The 16494-nt window shown below is 63.1% G+C and carries 15 protein-coding genes; 6 read left to right on the top strand and 9 right to left on the bottom strand.

All coding sequences use genetic code 11. The annotated features are described in order from the left end of the window. Positions 1 to 13: 13 nt before the first annotated feature. From MUO32_RS04560 to MUO32_RS04550, 3 genes are read right to left on the bottom strand one after another with little or no spacing between them, the layout of a single operon-like run. The gene (locus tag MUO32_RS04560; protein WP_257947031.1) at positions 14 to 1168 is read right to left on the bottom strand and encodes a M20 aminoacylase family protein; all 1155 of its coding nucleotides are present in this window, start codon (positions 1166 to 1168) and stop codon (positions 14 to 16) included. Between the two features lie 2 nt (positions 1169 to 1170). Further along, positions 1171 to 2409 (bottom strand): Zn-dependent hydrolase, encoded by a 1239-nt coding sequence (locus MUO32_RS04555; RefSeq protein WP_257947030.1) that lies wholly within the window; start codon positions 2407 to 2409, stop codon positions 1171 to 1173. Further along, positions 2406 to 3605 carry a diaminopropionate ammonia-lyase gene (locus MUO32_RS04550; protein WP_257947029.1) on the bottom strand — a complete coding sequence of 400 codons (1200 nt, stop codon included), beginning with the start codon at positions 3603 to 3605 and terminating at the stop codon, positions 2406 to 2408. Before MUO32_RS04550 ends, MUO32_RS04555 begins: the two co-directional genes overlap by 4 nt. Positions 3606 to 3706: 101 nt before the next feature. Here MUO32_RS04550 and MUO32_RS04545 point away from each other — a divergent pair, with 101 nt between their 5' ends. Continuing rightward, complete coding sequence (locus tag MUO32_RS04545) at positions 3707 to 4183, top strand: Lrp/AsnC family transcriptional regulator (protein ID WP_257947028.1); 477 nt, start codon at positions 3707 to 3709, stop codon at positions 4181 to 4183. Here the strand turns inward: MUO32_RS04545 and MUO32_RS04540 are convergent. The 4 genes from MUO32_RS04540 to MUO32_RS04525 all read right to left on the bottom strand — a co-directional run bounded on the left by MUO32_RS04540 (position 4155) and on the right by MUO32_RS04525 (position 8501). After that, positions 4155 to 5204, bottom strand: a complete 1050-nt coding sequence (locus tag MUO32_RS04540) for an acyltransferase (protein WP_257947027.1) — start codon at positions 5202 to 5204, stop codon at positions 4155 to 4157. The two genes, MUO32_RS04545 and MUO32_RS04540, sit on opposite strands and share 29 nt — an antisense overlap. Then, positions 5201 to 6454, bottom strand: a complete 1254-nt coding sequence (locus MUO32_RS04535) for an O-antigen ligase (protein ID WP_257947026.1) — start codon at positions 6452 to 6454, stop codon at positions 5201 to 5203. The genes MUO32_RS04540 and MUO32_RS04535 overlap by 4 nt, the downstream gene beginning before the upstream one ends. A 7-nt stretch (positions 6455 to 6461) precedes the next feature. Next, positions 6462 to 7685 (bottom strand): polysaccharide biosynthesis/export family protein, encoded by a 1224-nt coding sequence (locus tag MUO32_RS04530; RefSeq protein WP_257947172.1) that lies wholly within the window; start codon positions 7683 to 7685, stop codon positions 6462 to 6464. Between the two features lie 138 nt (positions 7686 to 7823). After that, complete coding sequence (locus MUO32_RS04525) at positions 7824 to 8501, bottom strand: sugar transferase (protein WP_257947025.1); 678 nt, start codon at positions 8499 to 8501, stop codon at positions 7824 to 7826. 713 nt (positions 8502 to 9214) lie between these two features. Between MUO32_RS04525 and MUO32_RS04520 the strand changes: the two genes are divergently transcribed. Together MUO32_RS04520 and MUO32_RS04515 are read left to right on the top strand one after the other, a co-directional pair. Continuing rightward, complete coding sequence (locus MUO32_RS04520) at positions 9215 to 9538, top strand: exopolysaccharide production repressor protein (protein ID WP_308311249.1); 324 nt, start codon at positions 9215 to 9217, stop codon at positions 9536 to 9538. Positions 9539 to 9638: 100 nt separating this feature from the next. Continuing rightward, positions 9639 to 10631: a glycosyltransferase family 2 protein gene (locus tag MUO32_RS04515; protein ID WP_374708597.1), complete on the top strand. Its 993-nt coding sequence runs from the start codon at positions 9639 to 9641 to the stop codon at positions 10629 to 10631. A gap of 88 nt (positions 10632 to 10719) precedes the next feature. On the opposite strand, the gene MUO32_RS04510 is transcribed toward MUO32_RS04515, so the two are convergent. Together MUO32_RS04510 and MUO32_RS04505 are read right to left on the bottom strand one after the other, a co-directional pair. Beyond that, positions 10720 to 11643 carry a polysaccharide pyruvyl transferase family protein gene (locus MUO32_RS04510; RefSeq protein ID WP_257947023.1) on the bottom strand — a complete coding sequence of 308 codons (924 nt, stop codon included), beginning with the start codon at positions 11641 to 11643 and terminating at the stop codon, positions 10720 to 10722. A 23-nt stretch (positions 11644 to 11666) separates the two neighbouring features. Beyond that, positions 11667 to 12626 carry a glycosyltransferase family 2 protein gene (locus MUO32_RS04505; protein WP_257947022.1) on the bottom strand — a complete coding sequence of 320 codons (960 nt, stop codon included), beginning with the start codon at positions 12624 to 12626 and terminating at the stop codon, positions 11667 to 11669. A gap of 123 nt (positions 12627 to 12749) precedes the next feature. Between MUO32_RS04505 and MUO32_RS04500 the strand changes: the two genes are divergently transcribed. From MUO32_RS04500 to MUO32_RS04490, 3 genes are all read left to right on the top strand, one after another. Beyond that, the gene (locus tag MUO32_RS04500; RefSeq protein ID WP_257947021.1) at positions 12750 to 14228 is read left to right on the top strand and encodes a lipopolysaccharide biosynthesis protein; all 1479 of its coding nucleotides are present in this window, start codon (positions 12750 to 12752) and stop codon (positions 14226 to 14228) included. 371 nt (positions 14229 to 14599) lie between these two features. Beyond that, positions 14600 to 15715 (top strand): acyltransferase, encoded by a 1116-nt coding sequence (locus tag MUO32_RS04495; protein WP_257947171.1) that lies wholly within the window; start codon positions 14600 to 14602, stop codon positions 15713 to 15715. Between the two features lie 2 nt (positions 15716 to 15717). Continuing rightward, on the top strand, positions 15718 to 16494 hold the full coding sequence (locus tag MUO32_RS04490; RefSeq protein WP_257947020.1) for a glycoside hydrolase family 16 protein: 777 nt from the start codon (positions 15718 to 15720) through the stop codon (positions 16492 to 16494).

Raw genomic sequence — 16494 nt, 5'->3', positions numbered from 1 at the left:
GCGAGGGCAAGCGTCATGCCTGTGGAAGCCTTTTGCGGGCGATACTCGCGTGGAAGCTCGCACCGTAAAGCAGTCCGTCATCGTTGAAGTCGTAGGTCGGATTGTGCAGCGGCGCGGATTGCGTGCCGTTGCCGAGGAGGACGAAGCAGCCCGGAACGAAATCCAGGAAGCGCGCAAAATCCTCCGAGCCGGTCATCGGTTCCCGGCGTAGCGCGATGTTTTCGGGTTCGAAGACCGCCGCTGCGGCGGCGAAGGCTTCGTCGGTCAGCGCCACGTCGTTCAGCAACGGCACGAATTCACGCGTATAGGTGACTTCGGTCGAGACGTTGTAGGAAAGCGCCGTTCCCTCGGCGATTACGCGCATCTGCTTTTCGATCGCAGCACTCACCTCCGGACGGAAACTGCGGGCATCGCCAAGGATGCGCGCCAGCCCCGGCAGTGCGTTTCGCGTGCCATCCGTCAGAAGTTCCGTCACGGAGACGACGCCGATATCCGTGGGGTTCAGCCGGCGCGAGACGATCGTCTGGAGGTTCGTGACGAGCGCACAGGCGGCCACCAGCACTTCGTTGCTCCCATGCGGTCGTGCCGCATGGCCGCCGACACCACGCAGCACGATCTCGAAGTTGTCCTCCGCCGACATGATGGCGCCGGGGCGGGTTTCGAAGTGCCCGACGGGCAGGCCCGGCATGTTGTGTATCCCGTAGATCTCGTCGAAGGGAAAACGCTGCATGATGCCGTCCTCGATCATCGCCAGCGCGCCCCTGCCCCATTCCTCGGCGGGCTGGAAGACGAAGCGCACAGTGCCGTCGAAGCCGCCTTCTTCGGCGAGTAGCCGGGCGGCGCCGAGCAGCATCGCCGTATGGCCATCGTGTCCGCAGGCATGCATGAGACCGGGGTTCTTCGAGACATAAGGCACATCGCCCTGCTCGGAGATACGTAGCGCATCCATGTCGGCGCGCAGCGCAATCGAGCGATTTCCACTGCCTCGCTTGAGGGTGCCCACGACACCCGTGCCGCCGACCCCCTCGACGACCTCGTCGAGCCCGAATTCCCGAAGCCGCGCGGCGACGAAAGCCGCTGTCTGCTTCTCCTCGAAGCCGAACTCCGGATGGGCATGAAGATGACGGCGCCATGCGCGCATGTCCGAAACCAGTCGGTCGATACCCATGCCTATTCCCCTTGCGTCAGCGTGCGGGTCACATCCAGCAGGATGTTGGCCCCTGCCAGAAGTTCGTCGTCCCCGGTGAATTCCTTCGGATTGTGGCTGATGCCGCCCTTGCTCGGTACGAAAATCATCGCCGCCGGCGCAATGCGCGCGATCATCTGCGCATCATGGCCTGCACCGGAGGTCATGCGCCGGCAGGAGAGTACCCGCCCCTTGGCCGCCGCGTCGATTTCCGCGACGATACCGGCATGGAAGGTGACCGGCTCGAAGCGCGCAAGCCGCTCCACGGAGATCGCCACATCCTCCTCGGCCGAAAGCATATCGAGGAAGCCGGCGAGAGCCTCCTCCTCCTGCCTGAGCCTCGCCTCGTCCGGATCGCGCAGATCGACCGTGAAGGTCGCTCGCGAGGGAATGACGTTGATGGCATTGGGCTCGAAGGCCATGCATCCGACCGTCGCCACCGTCGGCGTGTTCGAAGCCTTGGCGCGCTCGCGCAGGAAGGTGATGACGCGAGCGGCGGCATGACCGGCATCGCGGCGCATGGAGATCGGCGTCGTGCCGGCGTGGTTGGCATCGCCCTCGATCGTCACCTTCTGCCAGGAGATGCCTTGCAGGTTTTCCACCGCCCCGAGCGCGACGCCCTCACGCTCCAGCACCGGGCCCTGCTCGATATGCAATTCGAGATAGGCATGCGGCGTCAGGAAGCCCGGCTCCCGGTCTCCTGCATAACCGATGCGGCGAAGCTCATCGCCAAGCATCGATCCATCGGTTCCGACCGTGGCCAGCGCCATCTCGACATCCAGCCCGCCGGCATAGACGAGCGAGCCGAGCATGTCGGGCGCATAGCGTACGCCCTCCTCATTGGTGAAGGCGGCAACGACGATGGGCCGCGACGGCATATAGCCTGACGCTTTCAACGTCTCGATGACCTCCAGACCCGCAAGCACGCCGTAGCATCCGTCATAGATGCCCGCATTGATGACCGTATCGATATGCGAACCGAGCATCAGCGGCGGGTGATCCGCGATGCCCTCCGTGGCCCAGATGCCGAAGATGTTGCCGATGCGATCGACCGCGACCTCGAGCCCTGCTGCTTCCAGCCAGGAAACGAACCGGTCGCGGCCGTCCCGCTCGGCGTCGGACGCGGCAAGGCGCGTCAGCCGGCCATCGCCATCCCGCCCGATATCGCCGAGTTCGCGGAGGCGCCCAAGCAGCCGACCCGCGTCGATCGATGAGAGCGTCATGCGGCACCTCGCGACAGGACTTCGGCCGGCGAAGCGCCGACGAGCGCCTGATAGCACCCAGGATCGGTTGCCCCCTCGGTGTTGACCACGAGGATGCGCGATTGCGGGCCGATGGAAAGCGCCGCCTTTACGTCGGGATCGGCAATAGCCTTCAGGAAGCCGGCAAGGCCGACGCCGCCGCTCTCGCCGGAGACGATGGGCGGATCGCCCGCGGCCGGATCGGCAAGGCGGCGCATTACCGAAACCGCATCCTCCTCCTCGACAGTCATGAACGCATCGGCGGCGCGCGCGAGAATGCGCCAGGCGACCCGCGAGGGCTCGTAGCATTCGAGCATCGCCATGATCGTGGGCTCGCCATGCGGTACGGTCACCAGGTGGCCAGCACGCGCCGTCTCGAACAGGCAGGCCGCGCGTGCGGGATCGACGACGGTGAAGAGCGGGCGCCGTTCGCCGAGCGCGATAGCCAGATGCCCGGCAACCGCCGCTGCGATGCCGCCGACGCCGGCCTGGACGAAGACATGGGTGGGAGGCGCCGGGATTTGCCGCAGCGCTTCGCGCACGAGGGCTGTGTAACCCTGCATAACCAGCCCCGGAATACGCTCGTAACCGGGCCAGGACGTATCGGAGACGATCGTCCAGCCGCGTTCTTCGGAAATGCGCGTCGCCTCTTTCACGGAGTCGTCGTAGCTGCCGGCGACGCGGATCATCTCGGCTCCGAAGCGGGCAATCGCCGCCACGCGTTCGTCGCTGACGCCGGCATGCACGAAGATCGCCGAGCGTGCGCCGACAAGCTGGGCACCCTGCGCGACCGAGCGGCCGTGGTTGCCATCGGTCGCGCAGGCGAAGGTCATGCCTTGCGCGATCTGCCGGATGTCAGGGGAATGCAGTGCGGCCATGTCGACCGCGCGCCCGAGACGTGCCGCCGCTTCCTCCAGCACGAGCCGGATGACGGCATAGGCTCCGCCGAGCGCCTTGAAACTGCCGAGCCCCAGCCGCTGCCCCTCGTCCTTTACATGGATGGCGTCGACACCCGTTGCCGCTGCGAGGCCCGGCAGGGAAACGAGCGGTGTCTCGGCATTGTTGTCGCGATAGTGCAGATGGCGCTCCACGCCTGTAGCCGCTTCGAGGCCGAGCGTCTCGGCATCGGTGGGATCGAGCGGGCTGCGATGATCGGGATGGGTGTTGAGAAGAAACATGAGGTCCTCTTTCGCTTTCCCGCAGAAACATATTGCAGAAGAGGCGAAAGCGGCGCTGATATTTGGCGGTCTTTTTGCAAGTTTGTTTCGTGGAGTCGCCCTTGCCGTCCTCTTTTACGCCTCAGCTCGATGCCTTCGACCGCAAAATCCTCGACATCCTGCAGCGCGACAACACGACGCCGCAAAGAACGATCGGCGAAGCCATCAATCTCTCCGCGCCTGCGGTCCAGCGGCGCATCAAGCGCATGACGGAAGAGGGCGTCATCCGCGCCAACGTCGCGATTGTCGATCCCGCGGCCGTCGGCCAGGCGATCACCATTTTCGTCGAGGTGGAGGTCATCAGCGAGACGGCGGAACAGATCGAGCAGGCGAAGCGGGAGTTTGCTGCCGCGCCACAGATTCAGCAGTGCTATTACGTCACCGGCGAGGCCGATTTCGTGCTCGTCATCGTCGTGCCGTCCATGGCCGAATACGAGGCTCTCACCCGTCGCCTGTTCTTCGGCAACAATAACGTCAAGCGCTTCCGCACGTTCGTGGCGATGGATCGCATCAAGGTCGGGCTTGCCGTTCCGACCTGAACTCACCCGCCGCTTTCGTGCGGCGGACGAACCAGCCGCCCTTGCCGCCGCGCAACAGCGGTTGCTCGACAAGGTGGTACCCGGCGAGCCCCAAAGCGATGCCCACGCAAACGGACAGGGCGAAGGCCAGGGCGGGCGAAAGGCCGCCCAGGACTGCCGCTTTGGCTGCGACGGAAATCGCAAATGTATGCCAGAGATAGATCGAGTAGGACGCATCGCCGAGCATGGCGGGAAGCGAGAAACGCACGATGCCGCCGTGCTTTTCAAGCGCGACCGTTCCGTAAACCAGTGCACAGGCGAGCGGTCCGCAGGTCCATTCGTCGAAAGGAAGCCGAAGGATACCGATCGTCGCAAAGCCTGCCAGGCCAAGACCGATGAGCGCGAGAGCCAACGGGCGACGCGGAACATGGCCGTTGAGCCACAGACGGGCGATCAGCATGCCCGCGACGAACTCCAGGATGATCGGACGCGTGTACATGAGGAAGAGCGGGGCGTCGCTCTCAACAACAAGACCGAGGATCACCAGCAGACCGAAGGCCGCTGCCATAACCGTCAGCCTCATACGCGAAGGCAGCGCGAGGCAGGCGGCGAAGACGAGGTAGAAGAACATTTCGTAGTTCAGCGTCCAGCCCTGCACGAGCACGGGCCAGAGTTCCCCGCTGCTCGGCGAACGTGCCGGCAGGAAGAGCAGCGAGGCGGCGACATGGCTGCCGCTCAGTACGAGATTGGGAAAAAGGCCCGCCAGCGCGCCGGCCACCATGACGCCGGTCGCAAGCCAGTAGACCGGCACGATGCGGCGGATGCGCTCGATGAGAAACCGGCCTGGCGATACGGTACGCCGTTCGACGATCACCCACATGATGAAGCCGCTGATGACGAAGAAGACGTCGACGCCGGCTGCTCCGATCGCGAAGGCGTGACCCGTGCGCTCCGCGGCATGGAAGAGGACGACAGCCAGCGCCGCAAAGGCGCGCAGATACTGGATGCCATACAGTGTGCCGGACTTGTTCTGCGCGGTCATGCGAAGGCTGCCCGTTGCGGGCGGCCGTTCACGACACGGCTCCTTCGGCCATCGGCCAGCTTGCCGGCGGCGAAATAGAGCAGGAACGAGCCGACATGGTAGGGATTGAGGATGTCGATCTCCACGAAGGTGCGTACGGCGAGCAGCGCCGCAACGGTGAAGAGCACCAGCGCCTCCTCGTCCCGCGCCGCCGAGAGCAGCCGGCGGAGATGCCCGCCAAGAGTGACGACGAGCACTGTTGTCAGGAGCAGGCAGCCGATGAGGCCCGTTTCTACGGTGGCGGCGATGAAGGTGTTATGGAAGTGAAAGCCGCTGCGCGTGGAAATGAAGAAGTCCGCCCAGAGCTTTTCCGCCAAGGCAAAGCCCTGCACCCAGAAGGCCTGGTAGCCGATGCCGGCGAAGGGTGCTTCGCCCGCCGCTTCGATGCCCTGCTGCCAGAGATAGGTACGGCCGGTGAGCGTCGCGTCCTTGCCGAAGGCGCCGAGCACCATCTCATAGCCCCCGCCATAGGCGCCGGCGATGGCGACCAGCACCGTCAATACCGAAAGCGCCAGGAACAGCATCTTGCGATGGCGCGGGGCAAGCCTTTCAAGCGCCCGCAACGCCAGGCACAGGCCGGCGATGGCGACCGTCGTCAGCACCGAGGTCGCCGATTGCGAGGCCTTGAGGCAATAGAGCGCGATCAGGACGCATCCGATGGCGGCAAGCTTCCAGGGGCCACGCTCGACGCCGAGGAAGAGCGCGGCAAATGCAAAGAGCACCGCCAGCGACGCATAGAAGCCGAGCTGGTTCTTGGACGCGAAGGCGCCGACGAAACTGTAAGTGCCATCGAGCGGGTCGAGGTGATAGACGCCAAAGGCCATGGAGTAACCGAGGACGAGCCCCGTGCCGATCATCCCGCCGCGCACCAGCGTGCGGGTATCGACGACGCGCATGGCGATCAGCGCGCAGATGACATGCGAGAGATATTGCACGCCTGCGCGCGCCGTGGCTCCGGGCGCTTGCGACCAGAAGACGGAAAGGCAGGCAAACAGCGCGAAGGCGAAGATCCAGGCGTAGCGCGTATAGTTGCCGAGCACACGCCTGTAGTCGATGGCGGCAAGCGGCAGCCACAGGGCGTAGTAGGCGAGAATGGACGCCTGACCGAAGCGGAAGGAATAGGCGAAGACGAAAAAGGACAATGCGACGGCGAACGCGGCGTAGGCCTCATTGCCGTCGGGTCCGATCAGGCGCGTCTTCGCGATCCGCATCAAGGCCTCACTGCGTTTTCAGATCGAGTTCCACCTTCACGACATCACCCGGCAGGACCGGGGTCGTTTCGGCGGCGCGAATCTGCTCGGCCTTGCCCTTGACGGTGCGCAGGATCGAGTAGCCGATATTGTCCGCGCCCATCCCGCCCTTCAACGACGCGGCATCGGCCGACTGCATCAAGGCCTCCGACATCAGGTCCCGGCTTGTGCCCAATTTCAGCGTCAGCGTATCCAGTTCCTGCTCGGTGTTCTGCAGCTCCTGCGCAAGCTGGGCGTCCCAATCGTTCTGCAGGTTCGTTTCGTCCTGTGCCGCCTTGTTGATCTCCTGCCTGGCCTTCAGCGAGGATGTGTCGATGTCGAGCAGCGCGGCCTGCAGATCGGCCGTGCGCTGTTCCAGAGCCAGGCGTCGGGAACTGATGGCGAGGCCTTTCTCGGCAAGCGAATCCACCTTGGAGAGATCGCCCTGAACGAGTTCGAGCTGACGCGTCTGCGTTTCGGTTTTCTTGCCGAGTGACTCGACTTCATTGTTGAGCAGCGATTTCAGGTCGGCGAGCGCGGTCAATTGCAGCCGCAGCCGCTTTTCGCGCGAAGTCATCAAGGCCTTCTCGCTTTCGAGGATCGCGCGCGCCTCGTCGGAGGTCCCGAGTTCCTTGGGCATGACGATGTCTTCCGTGCCATTCATCTCGGCAGAAATGCGGGCACGGCGGATTAGAAGGCGGTTGCGTTCGGCCACCTGCACGGCGGCCTCCCCCTCTGAGCGCAGGAAGTCACGCGCAAAGCGCTGGCCCGGATCGCCACGCTTGAGGCCGCCGCTGAGACTGACGGCCTTGAGCACCGTGAGGCCCGGTGCGTACGGATAGGCGCCGGGCGTTTGCACCTCGCCGGAAAGATAGACCGGCCGGTACTCGGCGATCTCCACCGAGGCGGAGGGAAGGTCCTTCAGGCCGAACAGGATCTGCATCTTCCCGCCGATATCCGCCGCCAACTCCGCCGAGGTGCGGCCGTCGGCCGGCAGTTGTCCGATGAAGGGCAAAGAAAGAGCCCCGTCGGCACCGATACTGTAGTCGCCGCTGACGGCACTCCAGTCGCGGATCGCGCCTTCTGCGGTCTGCCATTCGGCAACGCGGATGCGCAACTTGTCCATCACGCCGAGCCGGTATTCCTCCGCAGAGGCTGGCGACGGCGGCGCGACAAGCGCAAGCGCCAGGCAGAGCCCGCCAAGCACTTTCATGGGAAAGGCGGTCGCGGCAAAGGCCGCGGTCGAATTGGTTTTCATGAAAACCCCTGTCTTGGTGCGTTTGCGTGCGTCCGCGATAGCCCGGCGCGCTCAGATCTCCCGCGGCCCTCGAGGACGCGGGAGCGCTTCGGATCAGTAACTGCCGCGGGAGAGGCAGACGGCCGGGATGGTGCGCGCGACGATCATCAGATCGCTGGCCAGCGACCAGTTGCGCACATAGTGGGTGTCGAAGGCGACGCGGGATGCATAGGACACGTCGTTGCGTCCGCTCACCTGCCACAGGCCGGTGAGGCCGGGCCGCGTCTGGAGGTAGTAGACGGCGGAAGCCTCATAAAGCTCCAGCTCGTCCTCCACCACCGGTCGCGGGCCGACGAGGCTCATCTCGCCCCTGATGATGTTGATAAGCTGGGGCAATTCGTCGAGGCTGAGCTTGCGCAGCACCGTTCCCACCACAGTGACGCGTGGATCATGCTGCAGCTTGCGCGTGGAGCGCCATTCCTCACAGGCGGCCGGGTTCTCCTCCAGATAGGCATGGAGAAGAGCATCCCCGTTTTCCGCCATGGTGCGGAATTTCAGGCAACGGAAACTCGATCCGTTATAGCCGATGCGGCGATGGCCGTAAAAGACCTTGCCGCCATCGGACATTTTCACAAGCGCCATGATCAGCACGAAAATCGGGCTGAGCATGACGAGGGCGGCCAGTGCCACCAGAATGTCAAAACTCCGTTTCGATATCCCTCCTACCGGCGGAGCGCCTGATATTGACGAACTGAAAAACGGCGAACTGGCCGATCGGGTCGCGGACTTCATAGAGATGGCTCCATTGGATTTGCGATTTGGTCGGGTCCCTCGGACGCGTTCGTACATCCAAGGCAGAGTGTATGGTCACAGTTTGTTTTTTGAAGCGTGATCGGTGGACAAAGAATCCAATGCCTGAATTTCAGAAGATTATCATGTCCTAATTTTATGATTATTTTCTTCAGAGGACAGTGTCGTTGAATCGTTTTTCAAATCCTCTTGCAATATTATTCAGGTGATTCTGGCGAAACTTTATTTACATCACTTCTTTTGACGCGCTCTCCACCCGTAGTATTACGTGAATCTACCAAAATCGGCTTGAGTCACCTCGCCTCATGCGCTGGATAAACATGGATGAAAGCGATAATTTTGCACTGCAATATTATTTTGCATCGCAAAATTTTCCGTGAGGCGACTCTCAAATTGTAACAAAAGTTGATCGCAGCGGGCCTGAGCCGCAACCCATCAGATGCAGCCAGAAACGGTCTTTTCCCGTCATCGGCGTGGCGATCACCCCGCCTTTGTCCAACCGTGTCGGAATCTGGGCAGGAACGGGGCAGATGATTCCATCGGGCGGTGACGACCGCGGCTTAACGGAAGCACAACACAATTGGGAGAAAAGGGGAACACGGGCTGCTTGTGGCTGGTTAATACCAATGATTGCACGGAAGACGGTGGCGCCCTATAGTCTCCCGTGAGCCTCGGAGGAGAAGGCAGACCTATCGATGAAACGCGCGCCGGAAACGAAATGGCGGGACAGCCCGGCCTATGGGCCGCGCTTCTTCCTGAGCATGTTTTTTGCGTTGGTGGCTTTTGCGATCATTACCTTCGTCTCCACCGGCTCGCTCGCAACGACTGCGATCCAGACCTTCATCTGCGCTGTCCTCATCCAGATCGGCTATTTCGTCGCCCTGCTTTTCATAACCTGGCGGACCGCAAAGGCGCGCAAGGCTGAGCAGGAGAGCGGAACGCGCGGCAAAACGGGGCTGGACACATCCAAGCCGCCGGTGCCCGTTTCGATGAACGAACCGGGCCACTCGCAATCCTGATTGCGCCGCCGCCCCGGCGGAGCCGTTTTTGTGCCCTTTTCACCTTTCATGCTGCATTGCAGCGCGGATTCTTCCGCGCATGGTTCAACGCGTGAAGGGGATTGTCGTGACCGAGGAAGAAAAGGTCTGCGTCATCATTGCTGCGAGGAATGCGGAAGATACGATCGGTCGGGCCGTGCGCTCGGCGCTTGCCGAAGGTGAAGTGGCCGAGGTGGTGGTCGTGGACGACGGGTCGGACGATCGAACCATGGCGGCCGCAGCGGCAGCCGATGACGGAAGCAAGCGGCTCGACGTTATCCGTTTCAAGGTCAATCGGGGCCCATCTGCTGCCCGCAACCACGCGATCGCCGTTTCCCGTGCGCCGCTGATCGCCATTCTCGACGCGGACGATTTTTTCTTTCCGGGGCGCTTTCGCCCCATGCTCGCCTGCAAGGGCTGGGATTTCATCGCCGACAATATAGCCTTCATGGAAAAGGCCGATCCGGCCCACGCACCGGTGGACTTCGCACCACGCCCCAGGCCTCTCCACCTGAAGGATTTCGTCCTCGGCAACATCTCGCGCCGGGGCGCACCGCGCGGTGAACTCGGCTTCCTCAAGCCTGTCATGCGCCGGGCGTTTCTTGATGCCCATGCGCTGCGCTACCGCGAAGACATGCGGCTTGGCGAGGACTACGAACTCTATGTGCGTGCGCTGATCGCCGGCGCGCGCTACACCGTCATTGAAAGCTGCGGCTATGGGGCGGTGGTGCGCGCCAATTCGCTGAGCGGCCAGCACCGGACGAAGGACCTCGAAACCCTGTTCGAGGCGGAGCGCTCGATCCTTGCAGCAGGGAACGTCCCGCCCCAGGCCGAGAGCGCGATGCGCCATCACTGCCGGCAAATCGGCCGGCGGCATGCGCTGCGCCACTTCCTGGATCGCAAGCGGGACGACGGCGCGAGCGCTGCCCTTGCCTACGCGCTCACGAACCCGTCAGCCATACCGGCCATCGCCGGCGGGATTTTCCGGGACAAGCTGGATGCCGCCCATCGACGTGTCCGGCCACGACCATCCGCCCCGCAGCACGGGCTGCGCTATCTCCTCACGACCGACTAGCGCAATTCCGGCAGGCTTCGCAGCGGTTTGCGTCCGCAATTGCGCAACACGCAGAGATGCGGCGTTTTCGCGAGAAAAGCGAAATACCCTAGAGATAGTCGCGCCGTACATTCTCCAGCACGGCATAGAGCCGCTCTTTGCGTTCGAGAAGGCGCGCATCGCTGCTGAGCTGCGGTTCGGCGCGGCTTGCCTGCCACAGCGCCAGGGTCGATGGTGCTGCAAGCATCTGCTTGGCGGCAAGGCGCAGCCCTGACCGTGGCGATGCCTGGGCTACGGCGATCTCTCCGGTCCCCGCGAAGGTCGTCCCCTCATAATCGACGCCCCAGAAGCGGGCGCCCTTGATGATCGCCTCTGCCCTTGTGGAGATGGGGATGCGGCGCGGCCGATGCTCGACGCCGAGCGTCGCCGCCCAGTCCTGCCATTTGAAGCTGTTGATGTTGGCCGACGTGCTGACGGCCACCCACGGCACCCGGAAGGCATCGGCGAGGATCGCACCATGCATGGATTCCGCGATGATCAGCTCGGATTGCGCGATCTCGCCGATCACGTCCTTCGCCTCCCCGCGTGGATCGATATAGTGCATGCCCGCGGTCGCGCAAACGACCGGCCAGAGCCCCGCCACCGCCGATTCCCAATGGGGCACGAAGGCGCAGGGATAACGCTTCGGTTGATTGGAAAACTCCGGCATGTCGGCAACCAGCACTGCGGGGTCGACGATGCCGAGGTCCTCGGCCACGCCGATCTTGCCGGCCGTCAACGGGCCGCGCACGCAACGGATATCCCAGAGATCCCTGTCACGCATATCCGGCAGGCTGCCGTAGCCGAATCCGCTGCCGAGCACGAGTTTTCGCCCCTCTTCCGGCAGAAGGGTGCTGTTCAGCACGGTGCCCACACCGACGAGGAGCACGTCCGCATGCGCCTCGCGGAACCCCGGCAGCAGGAAATCCCAGAGCCAGAGATTGAGATCGTCACCGAAATTGCCATGTTGCGATTCCCAGTAGTAGGGCTTCATGACCTCTCCTTGAAAACGTTGGATCAGCGGGAGAACTTGCCGGCGGCAAGCTCGAAGACGCTGGTAAAGAGCTTGGGATCACGCACCGCCCAGCGAGCGAGCATGTCGAACTGCGGCAGCTTGCGGTGGCGCACGCGCCGCGCCTGGCTCCATAGCGCCTGGCGCCGCGCCGTCTGCTTGTAGGAGCGCAGCGACGCGATTTCAGCCGGACGTTCGGCAAAACGTTGTTCCAGCCGGTCCAGCGCCACCCAGGTGTTGAATTGCTGGTGCAGGAACTGGGGGGAGTCGTTGTCCACGCCGTGGAAGATGTTGAGCCCTTCGCCGCGCACCGCGCCGGCGCTCGCGCTCAGCACAATGCGCCGGGCTCCAAGCACGCAGTCGCAGAAGAACAGCACATCCTCCGCCGCAAGCCGCAGCGCCGCATCGAAGCGTATGCGCTCGATGAGCGGACGACCGATGACCATCGCGGAGAGGTGCAGAAAACTCCAGTTCTTCAGCATGACCTGCGTCAGGCCGGGAATTTCGATGAGCAAGGGATCATTGGAGAGACGGATGACGGACTCGGTCTTTTCGAGGTCGGCAACACCGAAATGATAGTAGAACGCATCGCTGCCGGTGATTGAGGCGAAATAGCAGTTCGCGTCAAATTGCGACATCGCCCTCACTGCCTCTGCGAGGTGGTCGGGAGCCCATGTGTCGTCCGAATCAAGGAAGGCGACGTACTCGGTCTCAATGGGCACATTGTCGAGCCCGGTGTTGCGCGCACCGCCCGGCCCGGCATTTTCCTGGCGCACAATGCGCACGCGGGCGCGTTCTTCCTCGGAAAAACCGATAATGTCGCCATCGGCGGGATAAGGGGATTCGTCGTCGACAACGATGACGTCGAAGTCTTTGAAATTTTGTGAAAAAATAGACGTGAGCGCACGCCTTAGAATGCCCTGATCCTTCTGGTAGAAGGGGATTACAACTGTCAGCTTCGCCATTTTTTCGTCCCTGTGTTCTCTCTAGAAAGACGTTCGTCTGGTCTCCTCCCACCGGGGCGCGGCCGTTTCCGGCGCAGGCTTGTCGTCGTCGTCAAAGCTCCTCTTGCGATACAGGATCCCGCTATGTCCCAGTCCATGAATGCAAAGTCGGTGACCCGAAACGTCGGCTGGAGTGTCCTATCCAAGACAAGCACATTCGGGCTTAAATTTGTCACCGTGCCGATTCTGGCCCGTCTGCTGACGCCCGAAGAGTTCGGCGGCGTGGCTGTCGCGCTTGCCGTCGTGCAGTTTCTGGCGATGATCGGCGGGGCGGGTCTGGCCTCCGCGCTGATCCTTGAGCCTCGCGAAGACGAGGAGACGATCCACTCCGTTTTCTGGGCCAATCTCGCCTTCGCCTGCCTGATGGCGGCGGGGCTCTACATCTGGGCCGAACCGCTCGCCGGCTGGTTCGGCGCGGCCGACGCGGCCTATCTTCTCCGGCTCATGTGCCTGCTCATTCCGCTTCAGCTTGCCGGCGACGTTGCCTATGCGCTGGTCGCGCGGCGCATGCAGTTCAGCCGGGATGCGCTGTGGAGCATGATTTCCGAATCGGTCGCAGCGATTGCCGCCGTCATCCTGGCACTTGCGGGGTTTGGCGTCTGGGCGCTCGTCGCGCAGCTTTTCGTAGCAGGTGTGATACGGCTTGCCGGGCTGTTCTTCGTGTCGCGCTATCTGCCGCGCTTTCAGTTTCGCACCAATGGCGTTGTTCGCCTGGGACGCTTCAGTCTCGGCCTGATGGGCTCGGAAGTCGCCAATTTTGTCACCTTCCAGTCGCCCATGGTGGTGATCTCGCGTTTTCTCGGTCTTGCCGATGCCGGTGCCTATTCCGCGGCCAATCGCTTTTCCAGCATTCCGAATCAGGTGGTGCTGTCAGGCGTGATGGGCGTGCTGTTTCCCGCCTTCAGCGCCATGATGCACGACCGGCGGCGGCGCTCGCAGGCGCTGATGCTGAGCACGCAGGTGACGACCCTGCTGCTCGCGCCGATGATGTTCGGCCTCTGGGCGCTTGCCGAACCCGCCATGCTGCTGCTGTTTGGCCCGCAATGGGCCGCCGCCTGGCCGGTGCTCGGCTTGCTTGCTCTCTCCAAGGGGCTGCTCACTCCCTGCAGCACCTTCATCCCCTATCTCAAGGGGTCCGGTCACGGCGGGGCATTGTTCTGGTGGGCTGTCGGCCGCGCCGTGGCAACGACCGCCGCCGTGGCCTACGGCGCCCACAACGGTACGCTGGTCGAGGCTATGCTGGCGCTCTGCCTCGTCAACGCGTTCGTTCTCGTCGGCTATTCCTGGGTCGTCTTCCGCGCAGACCAGACGCCTTTCCTCTCCGGTTTCTACCGCTCGATCCGCCCTATGCTGACCGCTGCGCTGATGGCGCTCGCCGTGCGCTATGCGCTCGACCACTATCTCGCCCAGCATTTCCATCCCGCGCTGCAGGTCGTGCTCGGCATCGCGCTGGGCGGCCTGATCTATGCTGTGTTCACGCTTCTCACCGAGCGGCCGCTCCTGAAAAAACTCGTCGATCTCGTGCGTCGGCCCAAGGCGGCCGTCGTCGCCGACCTGCCTTGAGCCCGCCGCAATTCGACCTCCGGCGGCCGTATTCACACTGGTCGCCGGCAAAACGCACCCGGAACCACAAAAAAGTTTCGGTCCGCGCTGCACCCAGAAATTGCGGGTAAATCAGTATATTCGCATGGACTTCAAAGTATTGAGGGGCAGGGGCTCGAACTTTCCTGCCGGCACATAAAAATGACGCGACTTCGCGCCGCCGGTCGGACCGCGTATGCTGCAATGCAACCGTTCTTGCCGATGAAATTGCTGCGTCGCCATATTTTTTGCCGCCCGGTCACTCACACTCCACTTCGTAGGCTCCAGTCTGCTCTTGTTTGAACGCCGTCCGGGGGGATCGGCTCACCAGAGGGGTGACGGACATCGTGACCATCGACGCGACCATCTCGGCGCGTATCAACCTGATGCGCATCGTGCTGATTTCCGGGATCATCTTCGTGCATGTTCCCTATGATCCGGCGACGAGCCCCTATATGGGCACATTCGGCGGGCTGGACTGGCTGCGTGTGTTCCTCGCCGACAGCCTGTTTCGCATCGGCGTGCCGTGCCTCAGTGCCATCTCCGGCTATCTGCTTTTTCATCGCGGCCTTGCGGGCTTCGACTACGGCAAGACCTTGCGGGGCAAGGCTTCGACGATCCTGCTGCCTTTCCTTCTCTGGAACGCGGCCTTTCTAGCCTTCGTCTATATCGCGCAGACAGGCGGTATCGGTTTCGGCTACCTGCCGGATGTGGTGAACGCCAGTCCGCGCGAGCTGATGAATCTTGGCCTTGCCATCGAAACCTGGCCGATCAACATCCCGCTCTATTTCCTGCGCGACCTGTTGCTCTGCCTGCTGCTGTCGCCGCTTATCGCCTTCGTCGTCATGCGCTATCCGCGCACCGTGTTCATCCTGATGCTGGCCTATGCGGTGCTGCCGCTGCCGAACGGCATCTTCCTCAAGAAATCCATCCTGTTCGGCTTCAGCTTCGGCGTTGCGGCCGCGCTGCATCGCGTCGATATCACGCGTTTGGATCGTTTCGCCGTGCCCGTCGTGCTCGCCGCTGTCACGATGGCGCTGCTGCTCTCCTTCGCGCTCTATGCCTTCGGCCCGGAATTTCCGGTGTGGCTCGACACGCTGCGCGCCCTTGCCGCGATTGCCGGCATTTTCGGCGCCTGGGCGCTCTCCGCGCTGCTCATCCGCACCGGCACCGGTCAGGCGCTATCGCGGCTCGGCGGCCTGAGTTTCTGGATTTTCTGCGGGCACTATCCGCTGCTCATCCTGTTCTGGATGGTCTGGAACCGGCTCGGCATTGCCGACTATCCGCTGTTCTATGCCGCAAGCCCCGCGCTGGCGCTTGCCATCCTCGTTTCGACCCATGCAGCGGCGCGGCGCTTCACGCCGGCCCTCGCCGCCATCCTCACCGGCCGCCGCGCAGGCGGTCAGAAACGGCCCGTGGCCGGCCATCCGCAGATGGAGCCCGACGGCCCCATCGCCCAACGGAGGTGACAATGACCATTTCCCTGAAAACAACGCTCTGCACCGCGACGATCCTGCTTGCCGCCGGCCCGCTCGCCGCGCAGGAAGGCGTGAGCGGCACCTCTTTCGTCGAGGAGTTTGATACGCTCGACACCGCCCGCTGGTATGTTTCCGACGGCTGGAACAACGGCGGACACCAGAACTGCACCTGGTCGAAGGATCAGGTCGCGGTCGATGGCGGCAAGCTCACGCTGTCTTTCGACGCCCGGCCCGCCGGTGAACGACAGTTTTCCTGCGGCGAGGTGCAGACCCGCAAGCGCTACGGCTACGGCACCTACGAGGTGCGGATGAAAGCGGCGACAGGTCCCGGCCTCAACTCGGCCTTCTTCAGCTACATCGGCCCCGCCGACAAGAGGCCGCATGACGAGATCGACTTCGAGGTTCTCGGCAAGGATACGGGCCGTGTGCAGGTCAACCAGTACATCGCCGGCAAGGGCGGCAATGAGAAACTGGTGCCCGTGGAAGGCGGCGCCGACAGTGACTTCAACGATTATGCCTTCGCCTGGCAGAAGGATCGCCTGCGCTACTACGTCAACGGCGTGCTCGTGCATGAGGTGACGGACCCGGCCAAACTGCCGTCCAACGCCCAGAAGATCTTCCTTTCGCTCTGGGGCACCGACACACTATCGGACTGGATGGGCCGCTTCGCCTTTGCCGGCAAGGCAACGCTCGACGTCGAGCGCATCGCCTTCACGGCAGAAGGCGACCCTTGCCAGTTCGACGGCTCCGTCGCCTGCCTGTTGAACTGA

Origin of the sequence: Shinella sp. CPCC 101442, from assembly GCF_024704725.1 — a bacterium.
Lineage (GTDB): Bacteria > Pseudomonadota > Alphaproteobacteria > Rhizobiales > Rhizobiaceae > Shinella.
The sequence above is the reverse complement of the archived record's forward strand: the minus strand, read 5'-3'. Positions and strand labels throughout refer to the sequence as shown.

Coding starts and splice junctions, on each gene's coding strand:
- MUO32_RS04500 (WP_257947021.1), top strand. CDS start 12,750: ATGTCCCAGTCCATGAATGCAAAGTCGGTGACCCGAAACGTCGGCTGG.
- MUO32_RS04540 (WP_257947027.1), bottom strand. CDS start 5,204: ATGACCGCGCAGAACAAGTCCGGCACACTGTATGGCATCCAGTATCTG.
- MUO32_RS04550 (WP_257947029.1), bottom strand. CDS start 3,605: ATGTTTCTTCTCAACACCCATCCCGATCATCGCAGCCCGCTCGATCCC.
- MUO32_RS04530 (WP_257947172.1), bottom strand. CDS start 7,685: ATGAAAGTGCTTGGCGGGCTCTGCCTGGCGCTTGCGCTTGTCGCGCCG.
- MUO32_RS04555 (WP_257947030.1), bottom strand. CDS start 2,409: ATGACGCTCTCATCGATCGACGCGGGTCGGCTGCTTGGGCGCCTCCGC.
- MUO32_RS04510 (WP_257947023.1), bottom strand. CDS start 11,643: ATGAAGCCCTACTACTGGGAATCGCAACATGGCAATTTCGGTGACGAT.
- MUO32_RS04520 (WP_308311249.1), top strand. CDS start 9,215: ATGAAACGCGCGCCGGAAACGAAATGGCGGGACAGCCCGGCCTATGGG.
- MUO32_RS04535 (WP_257947026.1), bottom strand. CDS start 6,454: ATGCGGATCGCGAAGACGCGCCTGATCGGACCCGACGGCAATGAGGCC.
- MUO32_RS04560 (WP_257947031.1), bottom strand. CDS start 1,168: ATGGGTATCGACCGACTGGTTTCGGACATGCGCGCATGGCGCCGTCAT.
- MUO32_RS04505 (WP_257947022.1), bottom strand. CDS start 12,626: ATGGCGAAGCTGACAGTTGTAATCCCCTTCTACCAGAAGGATCAGGGC.
- MUO32_RS04525 (WP_257947025.1), bottom strand. CDS start 8,501: ATGAAGTCCGCGACCCGATCGGCCAGTTCGCCGTTTTTCAGTTCGTCA.
- MUO32_RS04490 (WP_257947020.1), top strand. CDS start 15,718: ATGACCATTTCCCTGAAAACAACGCTCTGCACCGCGACGATCCTGCTT.